The following is an 18,459-nucleotide window of genomic DNA, read 5'->3' as shown; positions in this document are numbered from 1 at the left end:
CTTGCGTCACCGGCCCCCCGACGCCGCCGTCAAGCTGTAACGGCAAGGCCTGACTCTACTGTAAATCGCTGCCAAGACTTGTCAGCGCACCGAATCCTCTGATCGAGATACACAAGTGATCGAAAATCTACGCAACATCGCCATCATTGCTCACGTTGACCATGGTAAAACCACCCTGGTAGACAAACTCCTGCGTCAATCCGGCACCCTGGAGCGCAACGAGCTCAACGACGAGCGCGTGATGGACTCCAACGACCAGGAAAAAGAGCGCGGTATTACCATTCTGGCGAAAAACACCGCCATCAACTGGAACGGCTACCACATCAACATCGTGGACACCCCGGGCCACGCCGACTTCGGCGGCGAAGTTGAACGCGTAATGTCGATGGTCGACTCCGTTCTGCTGCTGGTTGACGCTCAAGACGGCCCTATGCCGCAAACCCGTTTCGTGACCAAGAAGGCTTTCGAAGCCGGCCTGCGTCCAATCGTGGTCATCAACAAGGTTGACCGTCCAGGCGCGCGTCCGGACTGGGTTCTGGACCAGATCTTCGACCTGTTCGACAACCTGGGTGCCACCGAAGAACAGCTTGACTTCCAAGTCGTCTACGCATCGGCCCTGAACGGTATTGCCGGTCTGGACCACACCGCAATGGCTGAAGACATGACCCCGCTGTACCAAGCGGTCGTCGACCACGTTCCGCCGCCGAAAGTCGACCGTGACGGTCCGTTCCAGATGCAGATCTCCGCACTGGACTACAACAGCTTCCTGGGTGTTATCGGTGTTGGCCGTATCGCTCGTGGTCGCGTCAAGCCGAACACCCCGGTTGTCGCTATCAGCGCCGACGGCAAGAAGCGTAACGGTCGCATCCTGAAGCTGATGGGTCACCACGGTTTGCACCGTATCGACGTTGAAGAAGCGGCTGCCGGCGACATCGTGTGCATCAGCGGCATGGACGAGTTGTTCATCTCCGACACCCTGTGCCAGCTGGACACCCCAGAAGCGATGAAGCCTCTGACCGTTGACGAGCCAACCGTTTCCATGACCTTCCAGGTAAACGACTCGCCATTCTGCGGTAAAGAAGGCAAGTTCGTGACTTCCCGTAACATCAAGGATCGTCTGGACAAAGAGCTGCTGTACAACGTTGCCCTGAAAGTTGAAGAAGGCGACACCGCTGACAAGTTCAAGGTTTCCGGCCGTGGTGAGCTGCACCTCTCGGTACTGATCGAAACCATGCGTCGCGAAGGCTTCGAGCTGGCCCTGGGCCGTCCGGAAGTGATCATCCGTGAAGTCGACGGCGTGAAGCAGGAACCGTTCGAAAACGTGACCATCGACATCCCTGAAGAATCCCAGGGCAAGGTCATGGAAGAGATGGGTCTGCGTAAGGGTGACCTGAGCAACATGGTGCCGGATGGCAAAGGCCGTGTTCGCCTGGAATACAACATCCCTGCTCGTGGTCTGATCGGTTTCCGTAACCAGTTCCTGACCCTGACCAACGGTGCCGGCATCCTGACCTCGATCTTCGATCGCTACGACACCGTCAAGTCGGGCCACATGTCCGGCCGTCAGAACGGCGTTCTGGTTTCGGTTGAAACCGGCAAGGCACTGACCTACTCGCTGGAAACCCTGCAGGCTCGTGGCAAGCTGTTCGTAGAACACGGCCAGGAGATCTACAACGGTCAAATCGTTGGTCAGAACAGCCGCGACAACGACCTGGGTGTAAACCCAACCAAAGGCAAGAAGCTCGACAACATGCGTGCTTCGGGTAAAGACGAAACCATCGCTCTGGTTCCACCTGTTCGCTTCACCCTGGAACAGGCTCTGGAATACATCCAGGAAGACGAGCTGTGCGAAGTAACGCCTAAGTCCATCCGTCTTCGCAAGAAGATCCTGGACGAAAGCGAGCGTACCCGCGCTGCCAAGAAAGCCAAGGCATAAGATTTAGCCCCGGCTGAACGAAAACGCCCCCGGTCGAGAGATCGGGGGCGTTTTTATTTGTCTGCAATTTAGGGGGTGTTTGTGCTGACCCCTTCGCTGGCAAGCCAGCTCCTACAGGGTTTCGTGTCGTACGCTTTGTAGGAGCTGGCTTGCCAGCGAAGGCGGCCGATCAGCCACCGCCAAAATCAGAGATGATCAGAACCGCTCAATCGACCGCGAACTGGTTTCACGCACCACTTCTTTCGGCTTGTAAGCGCAATACCCCGGCCGCGGGCCGATTTTCGGGTGGTTACGGCAAGTATCCGGGCGCTTATCATAAATAGTGCACAGACGACTCTTACGATCCAGGTACAGGCAATCGTTGTTGCTCATGCGCTGGAGGGTGAAGATTCCTGACTTCTGATTGAAGCGCTCGACCAGACCTTCCTTTTGCAGGCGTTTGGCGATGTTCTTCGGTGGATCACCCAGCTCGAACTCATCGACCACGCCGATGCGGATCAGATCCTTGATCTTGACCTCGACGGGCAGGGTGCAGCAGCTGGACATGCACGAGCCGCACATCGGGGCAGAGTACTTGGCCCAGGTATCGAGTCGGTCGATCTCCGCGGCGGCGATCAGGTTGGGCTTCATCATCGGTTGTTACCAGCGTGTGCATCAGGGCGCGCGATCATACCGGGACTGGTGGATTTTTGAACAACCTTTCGCCAGTTTTTTTCGCGAGCATCCAGTTGCACCGTTAATCCGGCACGGCCCCTGCATTGATTCAGGCACATGACAATGTATTGCCGGCTTGACGCGCATTAACAGGAAAAACTGCCGAACCAGAGTCTATACCGTCTGTCAGACCGTCTAGTCTCAGACAATTCCAAGCTCGCTCGAGGTCCTATCGATGACTCAAGAACCACTTGTTCGCGAAGCAGAGGTGGCCGCATTCCGCGACGCCGTCTTGACCAAACTCACCTACGCGGTGGGCAAAGACCCGGATCACGCCTTCGACCATGACTGGTTCGAAGCCATTGCCCTGGCAGCGCGTGATCACATGGTCGAGCACTGGATGGACCACACTCGGCAGATCTACCGCAAAGGACAGAAGCGGGTTTATTACCTCTCCCTGGAATTCCTCATCGGCCGACTGCTCTACGACAGCCTGAGCAATCTCGGCCTGCTCGACGTGGCGCGTGAAGCCCTGACCGAACTCGGCGTCGACCTTGAACGCATTCGCTTGCTGGAGCCCGATGCGGCTTTGGGTAACGGTGGCCTCGGGCGACTGGCAGCGTGCTTCATGGAAAGCATGTCGACCCTGGGCATCGCCGGTCACGGTTACGGCATTCGTTACGAACACGGCTTGTTCCGTCAGGCCGTCGTCGACGGCTGGCAACAGGAGCAGACCGAACACTGGCTGGATTTCGGCAACCCCTGGGAGTTCGAGCGGCCGGAAGTGGTTTACACGATCGGCTTTGGCGGCGGTGTCGAGACCGTGACCGATGAAGCCGGCAAGTCCAAGCAGGTCTGGCACCCGGCGGAAACCGTGCGAGCCATTGCCTATGACACGCCGGTGGTCGGTTGGCGCGGGGCGAGCGTGAACACGTTGCGGCTGTGGCGTGCACGGGCCATGGAGGATTTGCACCTGGAACGCTTCAATGCCGGTGACCACCTGGGTGCGGTGGCCGAAGTGGCCCGGGCCGAAAGTATCTCGCGGGTACTCTACCCGGCGGACAGCACCGAGGCCGGGCAGGAACTGCGGTTGCGCCAGGAATACTTCTTCGTCGCCGCATCCCTGCAGGATTTGCTGCGTCGCCATCGCAACATGCACACCTCGGTGCTGACCCTGGGCGATCACGCGGCGATCCAGCTCAACGACACCCACCCCTCGATCGCCGTGGCCGAGTTGATGCGCCAATTGGTCGATGTCTACGACGTGGCATGGGATGCGGCGTGGCAGGTCACGGTCGACACGCTGTCCTACACCAACCACACCTTGCTGCCCGAAGCGCTGGAAACCTGGCCGGTGGGTTTGATGGAGCGCATGCTGCCACGGCACATGCAGATCATTTACCTGATCAACGCCCAGCATATCGACTCGTTGCGGGCCAAGGGCATCCACGATTTCGACGTGCTGCGCGCGGTGAGTCTGATCGAGGAAGACAATGGCCGCCGCGTGCGCATGGGCAACCTGGCGTTCCTCGGCTCCCACAGTGTCAACGGCGTATCGGCCTTGCACACGCAACTGATGCGCAAGACGGTGTTCTCCGAGCTGCACAAGCTCTATCCGCAGCGGATCAACAACAAGACCAACGGCATCACGTTCCGCCGCTGGCTGTACCAGGCCAACCCGGAACTGACCTCGATGCTGGTCGATGCCCTCGGCCCGGACCTGCTGGACAATCCCGAGGAGCGCTTGCTCGAGCTGCAGCCGTTCGCCGACAAGCCGGCGTTCCGCAAGGCGTTTGCCGAACAGCGCTTGCACAGCAAAAAGGCCCTGGCCTACCTGATTCATGAACGCTTGGGGGTGGCGGTCAACCCGGCGGCGATGTTCGACGTGCAGGTCAAGCGGATCCACGAATACAAGCGCCAGCTGCTCAACCTGATGCACACCGTGGCGTTGTACCAGGCGATCCGTGCGGAACCGGAAATCGACTGGGTACCGCGGGTGAAGATCTTCGCCGGTAAAGCGGCGGCCAGTTATCACCAGGCCAAGCTGATCATCAAGCTGACCAACGACATCGCCCGGGTGGTGAACAACGACCCGACCGTACGCGGGTTGCTCAAGGTCGTGTTCCTGCCCAACTACAACGTCAGCCTGGCGGAGAGCATCATTCCGGCCGCTGACCTGTCCGAGCAGATATCTACCGCCGGCTTTGAGGCCTCGGGCACCAGCAACATGAAATTCGGCCTCAACGGTGCATTGACCATCGGCACGCTGGACGGTGCCAACGTGGAGATGTCCGAGCGTATCGGCGTCGAGAACATGTTCATCTTTGGTCTCAGCGCCCAGCAGGTTGAAGCGCGCAAGCAGAACCACGAATTCAGCGCGGTGCCGGACATTGCCGGGTCCCATCGACTCAACGATGTGCTGCAAGCCATTCGCGGCGGGGTGTTCTCGCCGGACGATCTGTCCCGTTACACCGGGTTGATCGATTCGCTGGTTGAGTATGACCGCTTCCTGGTCTGTGCCGATTTCGATTCCTACTGGAATGCGCAAATGCGCGTCGAAGCCCTTTGGCACGATTCCCAGGAATGGTGGCGCTCGGCGGTGTTGAACACCTCGCGCATGGGCTGGTTTTCGTCCGACCGGACGATTCGCGAGTACGCCACGGAAATCTGGAAGGCCTTGGAGTAACGCTGCCAGCGGTTCGATATACTGACGGCTGCAAAAGATCGCAGCCTTCGGCAGCTCCTACAGCTAGGGGTTGCCGGGGGCTGCGATCTTTTTTGGAGCTGGCTGCGCTAATCTTCCTGGATTGCGCTTAGGGATATCGACCATGCAATGGATGTTCATGCTTGTGGGCCTGGTGCTCGGCTGGATACTCGACGAGTCGTTCAGCGATGCGTTGCTGGGCGCGCTGCTCGGGCTGGGTATCGGCCAGGCCGTTCACATCGGCAGGCTGGGATCTCAGGCCAACGAGCAACGCCGTCTGTTTGAGCAGGCGCAACTTGCACTGCAGGCGGTCGAGCAACGCTTGGCCATGCTGGAATCCACTGGGGTCAAGGCGCCTGAATCCAGCGCAGCCGTTCCAGCTCCCGACATTGTTGTCGCTCAAGCCCCCGCCGAAACCCCGGAGCTGATCTGGGAGCTGCCGCCTGACCTTGAACCGGTCGCGACAGCGCAGCCCTTCGACGCCTGGAAATCAGCGCCCGCCAAGCCCTCTGAACCCAACCTCATCGAGCGCGCCATCAACGCTACACGTGCGTGGCTGTTGGGCGGCAATACCGTGCTGCGGGTCGGCGTGCTGCTGTTGTTCCTCGGCCTGGCCTTCCTGCTGCGCTACGCCACCGAGGGCATCGTGGTACCGATTGAGTTGCGTTATGCCGGTGTGGCGGCGGCTGCCTTGGGCCTGCTCGGCCTCGGCTGGTGGCTGCGAACGCGTAACAGCGCTTACGCCCTGGTGCTGCAAGGCGCCGGCATCGCCGTGCTGTACCTGACAGTATTTGCCGCCATGCGCCTGCATCCGTTGCTCGACCCCTCGGCAGCGTTCGGCCTGTTGGTGGCGGTGACGGTGTTTTCGGCGATTCTCGCCATTACCCAGGATGCCCTGGGCCTGGCTGCCGCCGCGGCGCTGGGTGGATTCGCCGCGCCCCTGCTGGTGTCCACGGGTGCCGGTAGCCACGTCGCGCTGTTCAGCTATTTCGCCTTGCTCAACGCCGGCATCCTCGTCATCGCCTGGTTCAAGGCCTGGCGCTTGCTGAATGTCATCGGCTTCACCGGCACCTTCAGTATCGGGGTCGCCTGGGGCTTGCGCTCTTATACGCCAGAGTTGCTGTGGAGCACCGAGCCGTTCCTGATTCTGTTCTTCGTGATGTACCTGGCCATCGGCTTGTTGTTCACCCGGCGAAAACTGCTGCAAATGAGCGACGCGCCCGAGGATGACGGCCGTGAAGCGCTGTTGCTCTGGTCCGCACGCAAGGGTGACTACGTCGACGGCACACTGCTGTTCGGTCCGCCGTTGGTGGGCTTTGGGCTGCAGTTCGCCCTGGTTCAGCATCTGGAATTCGCCGCCGCGTTCAGCGCCTTGGCCTTGGGCATGATCTATATGGGCCTGGCACGACTGCTGATGCCTGGTCGAGCGTTGCTGCTGGGGGAAACCTGTCTGGCCCTGGGCGTGATTTTCACCAGCCTGGCGATTCCGTTGGGGCTCGATGCGCGCTGGACCACAGCCGCGTGGGCGGTGGAAGGCGCGGGCATCTGCTGGCTCGGCCTGCGTCAGCAACGGCCAGTGGCCCGGGCCTTTGCCTTGCTGCTGCAACTGGGTGCGGCGCTGGCATTTCTAAGCGAGTTGGGTCGCGCAGAAACCAGTCTGATCAGCGGCGTGCCTTTGGGCGCGTTGTTGCTCGGCGGCGCGCTGCTGTTCAGTTTCTACCAGTTGCGCAAAGCGTCGCCCGAGCAAACGCAGGCGTGGGAGCGCAAGGGCTTGCCGGTGCTCGCCTGTCTCGGCCTGACGTTCCTGTATCTGCTGGCGCCGCTGTTCTTCTTCAGTCATGGCACGACGATCAGTTGGGCATTGGCCGGATTGGTGACGTTGTGGGTCGGCCTGCGCCTGCCATCACGCACGTTCCTGTTCACCGCGGTTGCCGTACAGCTGCTGGCAGGTGGGTTATTCCTGTTGGCCGGGCCACCTCTTAGTGATGAGCTGCGGCCGTTGGCCCATGGCGGATTCTGGGCGCCGCTGGTGTTGGGGCTGTCTGCGTTGGTCGGGGCCTGGCGATTACAGCTCGGTAACTCCACCAAGGCGCCAGATGGATTGAACGTGCAGCGTTTGTCCCAGGTCGGGCTAGCGTGGGGCGCGGGTTGGTGGGCGCTGGCGTGGCTCAGCGAAGTACTGCGCTTTGCACCCTTGCCGCTGCAAGCGACATTACTGCTGGCTGTCGCGGCCACGAGTGTTGCGTTGTGGGCGGTGTTGGCATTGCGCCTGAAATGGCCGTCGCTCGGGCTGCTCTGCACCTTGCTGATGCCCGCTGCCGCGCTGGTGTTGCTGGCGGCCTGGCACTCGCGGTATCACCCGGCGGCCCATTTCGGTTGGCTGGTGTGGCCGACGGTGTTCGTGGTGCATTTCATTTCCCTGCGGCGCCTGGCGCCGATGCTGCCGGCGCTCGCGCTGGGTGCCGCGCATGTAGTCGGTTGCTGGTTGCTGATCGGTGTGCTGGCCCTGGAGTTGCGTTACGGCCTGCTGCTGTTGTCCGAGCAGTACAACGCCTGGCGCTGGTTGGGTTGGGCGATTCTGCCGGGCTTGTATCTGTTGTTGATGGCGTCCCCGCGTGCCTGGCCTTGGCCGTTATCGGCTTATCCGCGCGAGTACCGCGTGTATGCCGCTGCACCGTTGGCACTGTTGATGCTCGGCTGGTTCTGGCTGGCTAACAGCGTCAGTGACGGCACCGCCGAGCCGCTGCCTTACGTGCCGCTGATCAACCCTCTGGAGTTGGGTTTGTTGTTCGCACTGTTCGGCGTTTACGTGTGGTCGCGTAGCGCCTTGACGCAACTGGCGATTCCCAAGGCCTACGCCGCATACGCCATGCAAGTGGTCACTGGCGTGTCCCTGTTCGCATTTTTCACCGCACTGGTGATGCGCGCGGCGCACCATTGGGGCGGTGTGCCATTTGAGCTCGACGCGTTGCTCGAGTCCATGTTGGTCCAGGCCGGCCTGTCCATCGTCTGGACCCTGATGGCGCTGGGTTTGATGATCGGCGGCCATTTGCGTCATCGCCGTGAAGTCTGGTTGATCGGTGCGGCACTGATCGGCGTGGTGGTGGCGAAACTGTTCTTTGTGGAATTGAGCAACCGTGGCGGGCTGGCGCGGATCGTGTCGTTTATCGGCGTTGGCGTGTTGCTACTGGTGGTGGGCTATTTCGCCCCGTTGCCGCCCAGGCGCGTCGAAACCGTGGCGGACACCGAGAAACCGGCACCGCAAACCGAAGGAGTGTCGTCTTGAGTCAGAAGTTGAGCCTGGTCTGGTTGGGCGTCGTTGCAATGGGCGTGGTACTGACGGCTACTGCTCAGGAAACACCGGCGGACTTCGCCACGCAAGTGCCGTTGTCCGTGAGTGGTGAAGGTCCATGGTATCGCCTTGAGCTGCCCCTGGCCGTGCAACTGAGCGCTCGGCAGACCGACCTCAGTGATGTGCGCGTGTTCAACGCCGCTGGCGAACCGCAAGCCTATGCCCTGTCACGGGCAACCGCGCAAGCTGACGACGATCCCATGCTGACCGACGTCAAATGGTTCCCGCTGTACGACTCGGCGGACGCCACCGGGCATGCCCCGAGCGTTAAGGTGCAATCGAGCGCCAATGGCACTTTGGTCCAGGTGCAGCCCTCCACTGAGCTGGAGGTGGGCGAAGAAGCTTTGCGTGGCTGGCTTCTGGACGCCAGCGCCATCAAGGCCCCGTTGCAGCAGCTGATTCTCGACTGGACCAGTGAGCGTGATGGCTTCCAGCGGTTCAGCATCGAAGCCAGCGACGATTTGCAGCATTGGCAGTCGTGGGGCGAGGGGCAACTGGCGCGATTGACGTTTGCCGATGAGCGGGTCGAGCAGCATGAGGTCAGCCTCCCGGGGCAGTCGGCACGCTATCTGCGTTTGCTGTGGGATATGCCGCAATCGGCGCCGATACTGACATCGGCGCAACTGCAAAGTGTGCGCAACTTGCCGCTGCCGTTGGTCTGGTCATACGCGTTGGCCGGCAGCAGCGTGAAAGCGGGCGAATACACCTGGCAACTGCCGAGGGTGCTGAACGTCGAGCGTTTGCAGATCGAACTGAGCCAACCCAACAGCCTGGCGCCGGTCATCCTTTCCGGGCGTCGCGACAGCACCTTGCCGTGGCAACCGTTGAGCAGTGGCCTGCTTTATCGCCTGAACCAGAGTGGCGAGGACGTGGTGCAAAACGAATTGCAGTTGCCGGGGCAGGCCGTGCAGCTGTTGAAACTGACGGTGGACGAGCGCGGCGGTGGCCTCGGCGCGCAGGCGCCAACGGTGAAGTTCGCCGTGCGCGCGACGCAATTGGTGTTTCTGGCGCGCGGACCTGGGCCCTATACGCTGGTGCTGGGCAATGCGACGGTGAAGGCGGCGAGTCTGCCGTTGTCGACGTTGATCCCCGATTACAGCCCGGCAAAGCTGGCGACGTTGGGCCGGGCGTCGGTGGATGGCGGGGTGTCGGTTACCCCGGTGTCTACAGGGCCGGTATCGACGGGCTCCGACTGGAAGAAATTCGGCCTGTGGGCGGTGCTGCTGCTCAGTGTTTTGTTTCTGGCGACGATGGCCTTCAGTCTGCTGCGCAAGCCGCCCGCCAATCCCTGAGAATGGCTGGCGCTGCGCGCCAGTTCGCGAGCAAGCCCGCTCCCACACGGGATCTGCTTCATGACATGGATTATGTGTGCGCTACAGATCAAATGTGGGAGCGGGCTTGCTCGCGAATGCGGTCTGCCGGCAGCCAAAAAATAGCGAAACCTGTGACCCATCAAAGGCTCACATTCATCCCATTTCCTACTACGCTGAACCCCGCGCATGAACTCTCTTCGGTCGATCACGTCTGATAGGAGGAAATGCGCCCCGACTCGCGTTAAACTGCGCGGGTTTTTAGTCCCCCATTCCACCGGAGCCTTCCATGTCCCGCGTTACCTTGAGTCGCTATTTGATTGAGCAGACCCGCAGCAACAACACTCCTGCCGATCTGCGCTTCCTGATCGAAGTGGTGGCGCGTGCCTGCAAGGAGATCAACCACGCCGTATCCAAAGGCGCCCTGGGTGGCGTTCTGGGCAGCATGGGCACCGAAAACGTCCAGGGCGAAGTGCAGAAGAAGCTCGACGTGATCTCTAACGAGATCCTGCTCGAAGCCAACGAATGGGGCGGTCACCTGGCCGGCATGGCGTCCGAAGAAATGGACAATGCCTACCAGATCCCGGGCAAATACCCGAAAGGCGCCTACCTGCTGGTATTCGACCCGCTGGACGGTTCGTCGAATATCGACATCAACGCCCCGGTCGGCACCATCTTCTCGGTACTGCGTTGCCCGAACGAATACCTGAGCCAGAACGAGCCCTTGAATGAAAAGGCTTTCCTGCAGCCAGGCACCCAGCAAGTGGCCGCCGGTTACGCGATCTACGGTCCACAGACCATGTTGATCCTGACCCTGGGCGACGGCGTGAAAGGTTTCACCCTGGACCGTGAAATGGGCAGTTTCGTCCTGACCCACGAGAACATCACCATTCCTGAAGCCACCCAGGAATTCGCCATCAACGCCTCCAACCAGCGTCACTGGGAAGCCCCGGTACAGCGCTATGTCGGCGAATTGCTGGCAGGCGATGAAGGCCCGCTGAAAAAGAACTACAACATGCGCTGGGTCGCCGCGATGGTTGCGGACGTGCACCGCATCCTGACCCGTGGCGGTCTGTTCATGTACCCACGCGACAGCCGCGAGCCCTCCAAGCCGGGCAAACTGCGCCTGATGTACGAGGCCAACCCGATGTCGTTCCTGGTGGAACAAGCGGGCGGCGCGTCCACCGACGGCCACCAGCGCATTCTCGACATCCAGCCTGAAGGCCTGCACCAGCGCGTAGCGGTGTTCCTTGGCTCGAAAGAAGAAGTCGCACGCGTGACGGCCTACCACAAGGAATAAACCATGGGCGCGCCCTGGCAGCCGTTGCTCGATTGGTGGTTCGGTTCAGCCGAAACAGCCAGGGCAATCGCGGCTGACAAGGGCAAGTTGTGGTTCGGCAAGCGTGACAGCCAGGACCTCGAGGCGCGTGAGCGTTTCGGGGCCCAGGTCGAGCAGGCACTGACCGGCGGATTGACCGAGTGGATGCAACGTCCTGAAGGTTGGCTGGCACTGGTGCTGTTGCTCGATCAACTCCCGCGCATGATCTTTCGCGACTCTCCCAAAGCCTTTTCCGGTGACCTGCGGGCCCAGAAACTGGTCGCCCAAGGCATTGCCGCGGATTTTGATCGGCAGTTAACACCCATTCAGCGAGTGTTCATCTACCTGGTGTTCGAACACAGCGAGAACCTCGCGGTGCAGAACGAAGGCGTCTCGCGCTACATCGACCTGGTGGCGCAGCAGCCGGAGACTGATCGGGCCTTGTTTGCCGATTACCTGGATTTTGCCGAGCGGCATCAGAAGGTGATTGCGCAGTTTGGACGGTTTCCCCATCGCAATGCGGTGTTGGGGCGCGAGAGTACGGCTGAGGAATTGGTGTTTCTTTCGAAACCCGGGTCGCGCTTCTAAACGCTGCCTACGGATTGTCTTGAAGCAGCCGCTTCATCAGTAATGCTGACAGACTTTTTCGCCTATCGGCAATGATATGGACGAAGACTGTCTGTTCGCGAACCTCATAAATGACTCTTTTCATTCCTGAGAGGATCTGTCAATACTGGCTGAGATTCAGCTTCTCGATTTCTTCCGGTATCGACTGTTGCCTTCGCTGGCAAGCCAGCTCCTACAGGGATCTTTGTCGCACCGCCGATCACTGTAGGAGCTGGCTTGCCAGCGAAGGGGCCGGAAATTGCGACTTAGATCCTGAAACTACCTACCAACTGCTTTAACCGGGCCGCCTGCTGCTCAAGATCGGCACACGCGCGCAAGGTCGACTGCAGGTTCTCCACGCCTTCCTGGTTCAGCGTATTGATCTCGGTAATGTCGACGTTGATCGACTCCACCACGGCCGTCTGCTCTTCCGTCGCCGTTGCCACGGATTGGTTCATGCCATCGATCTCGCCGATGCGCTGGGTCACGCTGCCCAGGCGCTCGCCAGCCTGGTTGGCGATACCGACGCTGCTTTCGCTCTGGCGCTGGCTGTCGGTCATGATGATGACCGCTTCCCGGGCGCCGACTTGCAGTTCCTCGATCATCTTCTGCACTTGCTGTGCCGAGTCCTGGGTGCGGTGGGCGAGGTTGCGCACTTCGTCGGCAACTACCGCAAATCCACGTCCGGCCTCACCGGCACGAGCGGCTTCGATCGCCGCATTGAGCGCCAGCAGGTTGGTCTGCTGGGAGATGCTGGTGATTACTTCCAGAATCTGCCCGATGTTGACGGTGTTGCTGTTGAGCGTCTCGATGTTGCCGCACGAGTCGCTGATCTTGGCCGACAGCTGGTGCATGGCCGAAATGGTTTTATCCACAACCTGCTGACCCTCTTCGGCCAACGCGCGCGCATCGCTCGAATGCTGCGAGGCGAGGGCGGCGTTCTGGGCGATTTCCTGGGCGGCGGCACCGAGCTCGTTGATCGCCGCAGCCACACTACTGGTGCGCGAGGCTTGCTGGTCGGAGTTGAACATCGACGAGTTGGAGGCGGCGACAACGCGCAGGGCCACTTCGTTGACTTGGCCCGTGGCCGAAGACACTTCGCTGATCGAGGTGTGGATGCGTTCGACGAAACGGTTGAACGACAGCCCCAGTGCGCCGAATTCGTCATGGCCATGGATGGCCAGGCGTTTGGTCAGGTCGCCTTCGCCTTCGGCGATGTCGTGCATGGCACGGCCCATGGTCAGCAGCGGCTGCATCAGGAAGCTGATCAGCATGCCCAGCAAGGTGATGATGATCAGCACTGCAATCACCATGGCGATGATCGCCGAGGTGCGGAATTCGCTCAGCATCGAGAACGCGGTGTCCTGATCCAGCACCAGTGCCACGTACCAGTCTGCCGACGGCACACCGTTGACGTGGGTGAAGGAGATGAACTGGCTTTTGCCGTCGATCTCGACTTCTTTCATGCCCGGGCTGACTTTCGGCGCACCGTTGGGGTAAGCATCGCTCAGGTTCTTGAGCACCCATTTGCTGTCCGGGTGAATCAGGATCTTGCCGTCGGCGCCCACGATGAAGGCATGGCCGTGGCCGCCGAAGTTCAGCGAGTTGATGATTGCACTGACGCTGGACAGGTCGATGTCGGCGCCAGCAACGCCAATCATCTGGCCCTGGCGCTGGACCGGCGTTGCCACCGTGATCACCAGTTTGCCGGAGGAGGCGGCGATGTAGGGTTCAGTGACGATAGTCTGTTGCGCGGTGTTGGCCGCTTTGTACCAGCCGCGGGTGCGCGGGTCGTAGTCTGACGCGCGATTGCCCGCAGGGACGGAGAACATCACGCCATCGGTGCCACCGAAGTAACTCAGCTGGAAGTTGCCGGTGTAGGCGGGCAGGTCGATGACCCGTTTCAGGCTGGCGGGGGCATTGCCGTCGGCGCTGACCTGCTGGGCCATTGATTGCAGCAACTGCATGCGGCTTTCCAGCCAGGTCTGGATGTTGCTGGTGGTCAGGCTGCCCAGTTCCTGCATCGAAGCTTCGGTGCTGCTACGCAAGGTCTGGCGCTGGCGATAGTCGTTGAACAGGATGAAACAAGCGAATGCGACGGCCACCACGAGGGCGGCAGCCAACAGGATCTTGTGGCTGAATTTCATGTTTCTGGTCATGGGATGGGCTACCGCAGGAGATCGGGTCGACAAAAGGGGGGGCAAAGGCCACGGACGTGGCTTTGCGTTGCTTGTATGTCGACTGAGCGGCGCCAAAGATTAGGCACTTTGAGCAAAAAACGACGAAATACCCGACAGCCATACGAAGCGGCTGATAATTCGCGCAAAGGTAGACGAGTGGCCTGACAAATAGCCCGTCGGGCAGGGAACCAGACAGGGGTTTTCTCTTCTAAGGTTCAGCTTGGCAGTCATGCCAATCCCTTCGTCCGTGGAGTTTTACATGTCGCTGCGATCCATCGCCCTGCTGTCGTTTTGCGTGTTGCTGGCTGCGTGCAGCAAGGTCAACCAGGAAAACTACTCGAAGCTGTCGTCAGGAATGGCCAAGGCCGAGGTTGAGTCCCTGTTGGGCAAACCCGCCGATTGCTCAGGCGCGCTCGGCATGTCCAGTTGCACATGGGGCGACAAGAATAGCTTTATCAGCGTGCAGTTCGCCGGTGACAAAGTGTTGATGTTTTCCGGCCAAGGCCTGAAGTAAACCGGGGCCACGCGCCCACGGGAGAAAAACAATGAAGCGGTTATTGATCATGCTTTTTGCCGGCCTGGTGTTGGCCGGCTGTGCCAGCTCTGGCCAGGATCCGTTGGCGCCCAAGACCGTCAACAGCGTCAATCTCAAGCGCTACCAGGGTACCTGGTACGAGCTGGCGCGAATGCCGATGTACTTCCAGCGCGATTGCGCGCAATCCGAAGCCCATTACACGCTCAAGCCTGACGGTAACGTCGCGGTGTTGAATCGCTGCCTGACGGCGCAGTGGCAATGGGAAGAGGTCAAGGGCACGGCGTACCCGCAAGTACCAGGCAAGAGCGACAAGTTGTGGGTCGAGTTCGATACCTGGTTTTCCAGGCTGATTCCGGGCGTGGCGAAGGGTCAATACTGGGTGTTGTACGTCAGCGATGACTACAAGACCGCCATCGTCGGCGACCCGAGCCGTCGTTACCTGTGGCTGTTGTCGCGCACCCCGACCGTCAATGGCGTAGTGCGTGAAGAATTGCTGAGCAAGGCGCGTCAGCAGGGTTATGACACCACGCGGCTGATCTGGCGGGCGTCGGATACGCAGATGGCGAAGACCTCGAATTAACCACTAGCGCCTAACCAATGTGGGAGCGGGCTTGCTCGCGAAAGCGGTGTATCAGTCAACAAATCTATCGACTGACACGCCCTTTTCGCGAGCAAGCCCGCTCCCACATTTTGTTTTGCGTTAGTTCAGGAGATCGCGCAGGACCTGGGTGAAGGCGCGATTGCTTTCCTCTTCCCCGGCATGCCGCCCGTCACGCACGACCCACTGGCCATTGACCAGCACATCGCGCACCTGGCGATCGCCACCGGCAAACAACCAACGATTGAGAATCCCGTCGCCACTGGCGGTCGCCAGGTACGGATCGTTGCCGTCCAGCACCAGCCAATCGGCACGCTTGCCGACTTCCAGTGCGCCGATCGGTTGCCCGAGTGCCTGGGCGCCGCCGTCCAGCGCCGCATCAAACAGCGTGCGGCCGACCATCGGCTGGTCCGCGCCATACAGGCGGTTGCGCCGTTGATCACGCAGGCGCTGACCGTATTCCAGCCAGCGCAACTCTTCCACCACGCTCAATGACACATGGCTGTCGGAACCGATGCCCATGCGCCCGCCCTGGGCGAGAAAATCCACTGCCGGGAAAATCCCGTCGCCGAGGTTGGCTTCGGTGGTCAGGCACAGGCCGGCGATGGCGCGACTCTTGGCCATCGACGTGACCTCTTCCGGGTTGGCGTGGGTGGCGTGCACCAGGCACCAGCGCTGGTCGACTTCGACGTTTTCGTACAGCCATTGCAGTGGACGACGGCCGCTCCAGCTCAGGCAGTCGTCGACTTCTTTCTGCTGCTCGGCAATGTGGATGTGCACCGGGCATTGCTTGTCGCTGGCCGCCAGCACTTCGCTGATCTGTTGTGGCGTGACCGCGCGCAATGAGTGGAAACACAAACCCAGGGACTGAGCCGGTTGCTGCGCCAGCAACGGTTGCAGGCGCGATTGCAGTTTGAGGTAGTTTTCAGTGCTGTTGATAAAACGGCGCTGGCCGTCATTTGGCGTTTGACCGCCGAAACCGGCGTGGCTGTAGAGCACGGGAAGCAGGGTCAAACCGATACCCGCAGAACTGGCCGCCTGGCTGATCCGCAGGGCCAGTTCGGCTGGATCTGCGTAAGGCTGGCCATCGATGTCGTGATGCACATAGTGAAATTCCGCCACCGAGGTGTAACCGGCCTTGAGCATTTCGATGTACAGCTGGCGGGCAATGACGCCCAATTGCTCCGGGCTGATTTTTCCGACGAGGCGATACATCAAGTCGCGCCAGGTCCAGAAGCTGTCGTTCGGATTGCCTGCCACTTCCGCCAGCCCGGCCATGGCCCGCTGGAACGCGTGGGAGTGCAGATTCGGCATGCCCGGCAGCAGCGGACCGCTCAACCGTTCGGCGTCATCTGCATGAGAATCGGCCTGGATATGGGTCAAGACGCCGTCGGCGCTGACCTCGAGACGTACATTGTTGGCCCATCCGTTAGGCAGCAGCGCGCGTTCGGCAAAGAAGGCGGACATGGTTCAGCACCCCATCGTGTGTTATTTGTATATACATATACAGACGTTTGCCTGCCCGGTAAACTCCGGCAAGCTAGCGACATCAACCAAACGACCAAGGATTAACCGTGCCGACTCCGCCTCCAGTCTCTCCGTTGGCCGCGAACATGGGCGACAGTCCGGCGCCCCTGTACGCTCGCGTCAAACAGATGATCACCCAGCAAATCGACAGCGGTAACTGGCCGCCGCACTACCGCGTTCCGTCGGAAAGCGAGCTGGTCAGCCAGCTGGGTTTCAGCCGCATGACCATCAACCGCGCCTTGCGCGAAATGACCGCCGACGGTCTGTTGGTGCGCATGCAGGGTGTCGGCACCTTCGTTGCCGAGCCGAAGAGCCAGTCCGCCCTGTTCGAAGTGCACAACATCGCCGACGAAATCGCCTCCCGTGGCCATCGCCACACCTGCAAGGTGATCACCCTTGAAGAGGAAGCTGCGGGCTCCGAACGCGCCCTGGCGCTGGACATGCGCGAAGGCCAGAAGGTTTTCCACTCGCTGATCGTGCATTTCGAAAACGACATTCCGGTGCAAATCGAAGATCGTTTCGTCAACGCGCTGGTGGCGCCTGAGTACCTCAAGCAGGATTTCACCCTGCAAACGCCCTACGCCTACCTGAACCAGGTCGCGCCGCTGACCGAAGGCGAGCACGTGGTCGAGGCGATCCTGGCCGAGCCGTCCGAATGCAAGTTGCTGCAGATTGAAAAAGGCGAGCCGTGCCTGCTGATCCGTCGCCGCACCTGGTCTGGTCGTCAGCCGGTGACCGCCGCTCGCTTGATCCACCCTGGTTCCCGTCATCGTCTGGAAGGTCGGTTCCACAAATGAATGATCTGAAAGTTTTACGCGCCGAAGATTACCCGCGCATGCCGTGGAAGAACGGCGGCGGCAGCACCGAAGAAATTACCCGCGATGCCGGTACCGGCCTGGATGGGTTCGGCTGGCGCTTGTCGATTGCCGATATCGGGGACTCGGGCGGGTTTTCCACCTTTGCCGGTTACGAGCGGGTGATCACCGTTTTGCAGGGTGACGGCATGACCCTGACGGTGGATGGCCAGGACGCTCGGCCACTGTTACCGCTGGACCCGTTTGCCTTCAGTGGTGAAAGCAAGGTGTCCTGCACATTGCTGGGTGGGCCAATTCGCGATTTCAACCTCATTTATGCCCCGCAACGTTACGCGGCGCGGTTGCAGTGGTTGAGCGGTGAGCAGCGGTTTTTCAGCGAGGCTGGGACTGTGCTGGTGTTCAGTGTCAGTGATGCGCTGGAAGTGAAGACCGGTAACACCGTCTCGCAGCTTGGTCGGCATGATTGTCTGCAGCTCGACGGTAACGCCGGGCTGCTGGAAGTATCCAGCAATAGCGCCTGCTGCGTGATCGAACTGACAACGCGCTGATCCCCTTGCAGGAGCGAGCTTGCTCGCGAAAAACCCAAGGACGCCGCGGAGCATCTGGTTTTACGCGTTATCGTTCAAGACCATCGCGAGCAAGCTCGCTCCTACAGGGGGGAGAGCTTGCTCGCGATGTCGTTTCCCCTCTCGGATTACGTTTCCCACAGCGCACCACTTTGTTACCGAACGCCCCAGCGTGGCGCAAAACCTCGCCTAAGTAACAAAATCCTCTCGCCACAAAAATCCCCCCAGAAAAATTTCATCCACGCCAGAACCCTTATTCCAGGCGCTCTCCAGCCCTTTCAGAATTTTTCTTGAATGCTCATCCAACAAGTTGGCCGCTTGATTGCATATGCTTGTATGTACAAGTAAAGACGTATGC

General features: G+C 60.4%; 13 protein-coding genes and 1 pseudogene. 10 read left to right on the top strand and 4 right to left on the bottom strand.

Features of this window, described 5'->3' with window-relative positions:
- The first annotated feature begins 115 nt into the window (after nucleotides 1-115).
- The gene (typA, locus tag SOP85_RS04405; protein ID WP_274075163.1) at nucleotides 116-1,936 is read left to right on the top strand and encodes a translational GTPase TypA; all 1,821 of its coding nucleotides are present in this window, start codon (nucleotides 116-118) and stop codon (nucleotides 1,934-1,936) included.
- Between the two features lie 195 nt (nucleotides 1,937-2,131).
- Here typA and SOP85_RS04400 read toward each other — a convergent pair whose 3' ends face one another.
- The gene (locus SOP85_RS04400) at nucleotides 2,132-2,569 is read right to left on the bottom strand and encodes a YkgJ family cysteine cluster protein (protein ID WP_323606506.1); all 438 of its coding nucleotides are present in this window, start codon (nucleotides 2,567-2,569) and stop codon (nucleotides 2,132-2,134) included.
- A gap of 256 nt (nucleotides 2,570-2,825) precedes the next feature.
- On the opposite strand from SOP85_RS04400, the gene SOP85_RS04395 reads away from it, so the two are divergent.
- The 5 genes from SOP85_RS04395 to SOP85_RS04375 all read left to right on the top strand — a co-directional run bounded on the left by SOP85_RS04395 (nucleotide 2,826) and on the right by SOP85_RS04375 (nucleotide 11,862).
- Entirely contained in the window at nucleotides 2,826-5,276 is a 2,451-nt protein-coding gene (locus SOP85_RS04395; protein WP_274075165.1) for a glycogen/starch/alpha-glucan phosphorylase, read from the top strand.
- Nucleotides 5,277-5,418: 142 nt separating this feature from the next.
- Nucleotides 5,419-8,580, top strand: a complete 3,162-nt coding sequence (locus SOP85_RS04390) for a DUF2339 domain-containing protein (protein WP_323626193.1) — start codon at nucleotides 5,419-5,421, stop codon at nucleotides 8,578-8,580.
- Nucleotides 8,577-9,938: a DUF3999 domain-containing protein gene (locus tag SOP85_RS04385; protein WP_323626192.1), complete on the top strand. Its 1,362-nt coding sequence runs from the start codon at nucleotides 8,577-8,579 to the stop codon at nucleotides 9,936-9,938. The genes SOP85_RS04390 and SOP85_RS04385 overlap by 4 nt, the downstream gene beginning before the upstream one ends.
- 307 nt (nucleotides 9,939-10,245) lie before the next feature.
- On the top strand, nucleotides 10,246-11,256 hold the full coding sequence (locus tag SOP85_RS04380) for a class 1 fructose-bisphosphatase (protein WP_015093094.1): 1,011 nt from the start codon (nucleotides 10,246-10,248) through the stop codon (nucleotides 11,254-11,256).
- Nucleotides 11,257-11,259: 3 nt separating this feature from the next.
- The gene (locus SOP85_RS04375) at nucleotides 11,260-11,862 is read left to right on the top strand and encodes a DUF924 family protein (RefSeq protein ID WP_323626191.1); all 603 of its coding nucleotides are present in this window, start codon (nucleotides 11,260-11,262) and stop codon (nucleotides 11,860-11,862) included.
- Nucleotides 11,863-11,869: 7 nt separating this feature from the next.
- Here SOP85_RS04375 and SOP85_RS04370 read toward each other — a convergent pair.
- Together SOP85_RS04370 and SOP85_RS04365 are read right to left on the bottom strand one after the other, a co-directional pair.
- A pseudogene (locus SOP85_RS04370) lies at nucleotides 11,870-12,046 on the bottom strand (type II toxin-antitoxin system RelE/ParE family toxin); the annotation flags it as partial.
- Nucleotides 12,047-12,146: 100 nt separating this feature from the next.
- A complete protein-coding gene (locus tag SOP85_RS04365; RefSeq protein ID WP_323626189.1) occupies nucleotides 12,147-14,039 on the bottom strand; it encodes a methyl-accepting chemotaxis protein in 1,893 nt (630 codons plus the stop codon).
- 280 nt (nucleotides 14,040-14,319) lie between these two features.
- Here SOP85_RS04365 and SOP85_RS04360 point away from each other — a divergent pair, with 280 nt between their 5' ends.
- Together SOP85_RS04360 and SOP85_RS04355 are read left to right on the top strand one after the other, a co-directional pair.
- Nucleotides 14,320-14,574, top strand: coding sequence for a lipoprotein (locus SOP85_RS04360; protein ID WP_046815262.1), 255 nt, complete (start codon nucleotides 14,320-14,322; stop codon nucleotides 14,572-14,574).
- A 31-nt stretch (nucleotides 14,575-14,605) separates the two neighbouring features.
- Nucleotides 14,606-15,175: a lipocalin family protein gene (locus SOP85_RS04355; RefSeq protein ID WP_274075170.1), complete on the top strand. Its 570-nt coding sequence runs from the start codon at nucleotides 14,606-14,608 to the stop codon at nucleotides 15,173-15,175.
- Between the two features lie 120 nt (nucleotides 15,176-15,295).
- Here the strand turns inward: SOP85_RS04355 and SOP85_RS04350 are convergent, their stop codons facing one another.
- Nucleotides 15,296-16,660 carry a formimidoylglutamate deiminase gene (locus SOP85_RS04350; RefSeq protein ID WP_323626187.1) on the bottom strand — a complete coding sequence of 455 codons (1,365 nt, stop codon included), beginning with the start codon at nucleotides 16,658-16,660 and terminating at the stop codon, nucleotides 15,296-15,298.
- 146 nt (nucleotides 16,661-16,806) lie between these two features.
- Between SOP85_RS04350 and hutC the strand changes: the two genes are divergently transcribed.
- Nucleotides 16,807-17,517, top strand: coding sequence for a histidine utilization repressor (gene hutC / locus SOP85_RS04345; RefSeq protein WP_170948611.1), 711 nt, complete (start codon nucleotides 16,807-16,809; stop codon nucleotides 17,515-17,517).
- On the top strand, nucleotides 17,514-18,083 hold the full coding sequence (locus tag SOP85_RS04340) for a HutD/Ves family protein (protein ID WP_323626185.1): 570 nt from the start codon (nucleotides 17,514-17,516) through the stop codon (nucleotides 18,081-18,083). The genes hutC and SOP85_RS04340 overlap by 4 nt, the downstream gene beginning before the upstream one ends.
- Nucleotides 18,084-18,459: the final 376 nt, after the last annotated feature.

This window comes from Pseudomonas sp. YuFO20 (assembly GCF_035064975.1).
Classification (GTDB): Bacteria; Pseudomonadota; Gammaproteobacteria; order Pseudomonadales; family Pseudomonadaceae; genus Aquipseudomonas; species Aquipseudomonas putida_AE.
The sequence above is the reverse complement of the archived record's forward strand: the minus strand, read 5'-3'. Positions and strand labels throughout refer to the sequence as shown.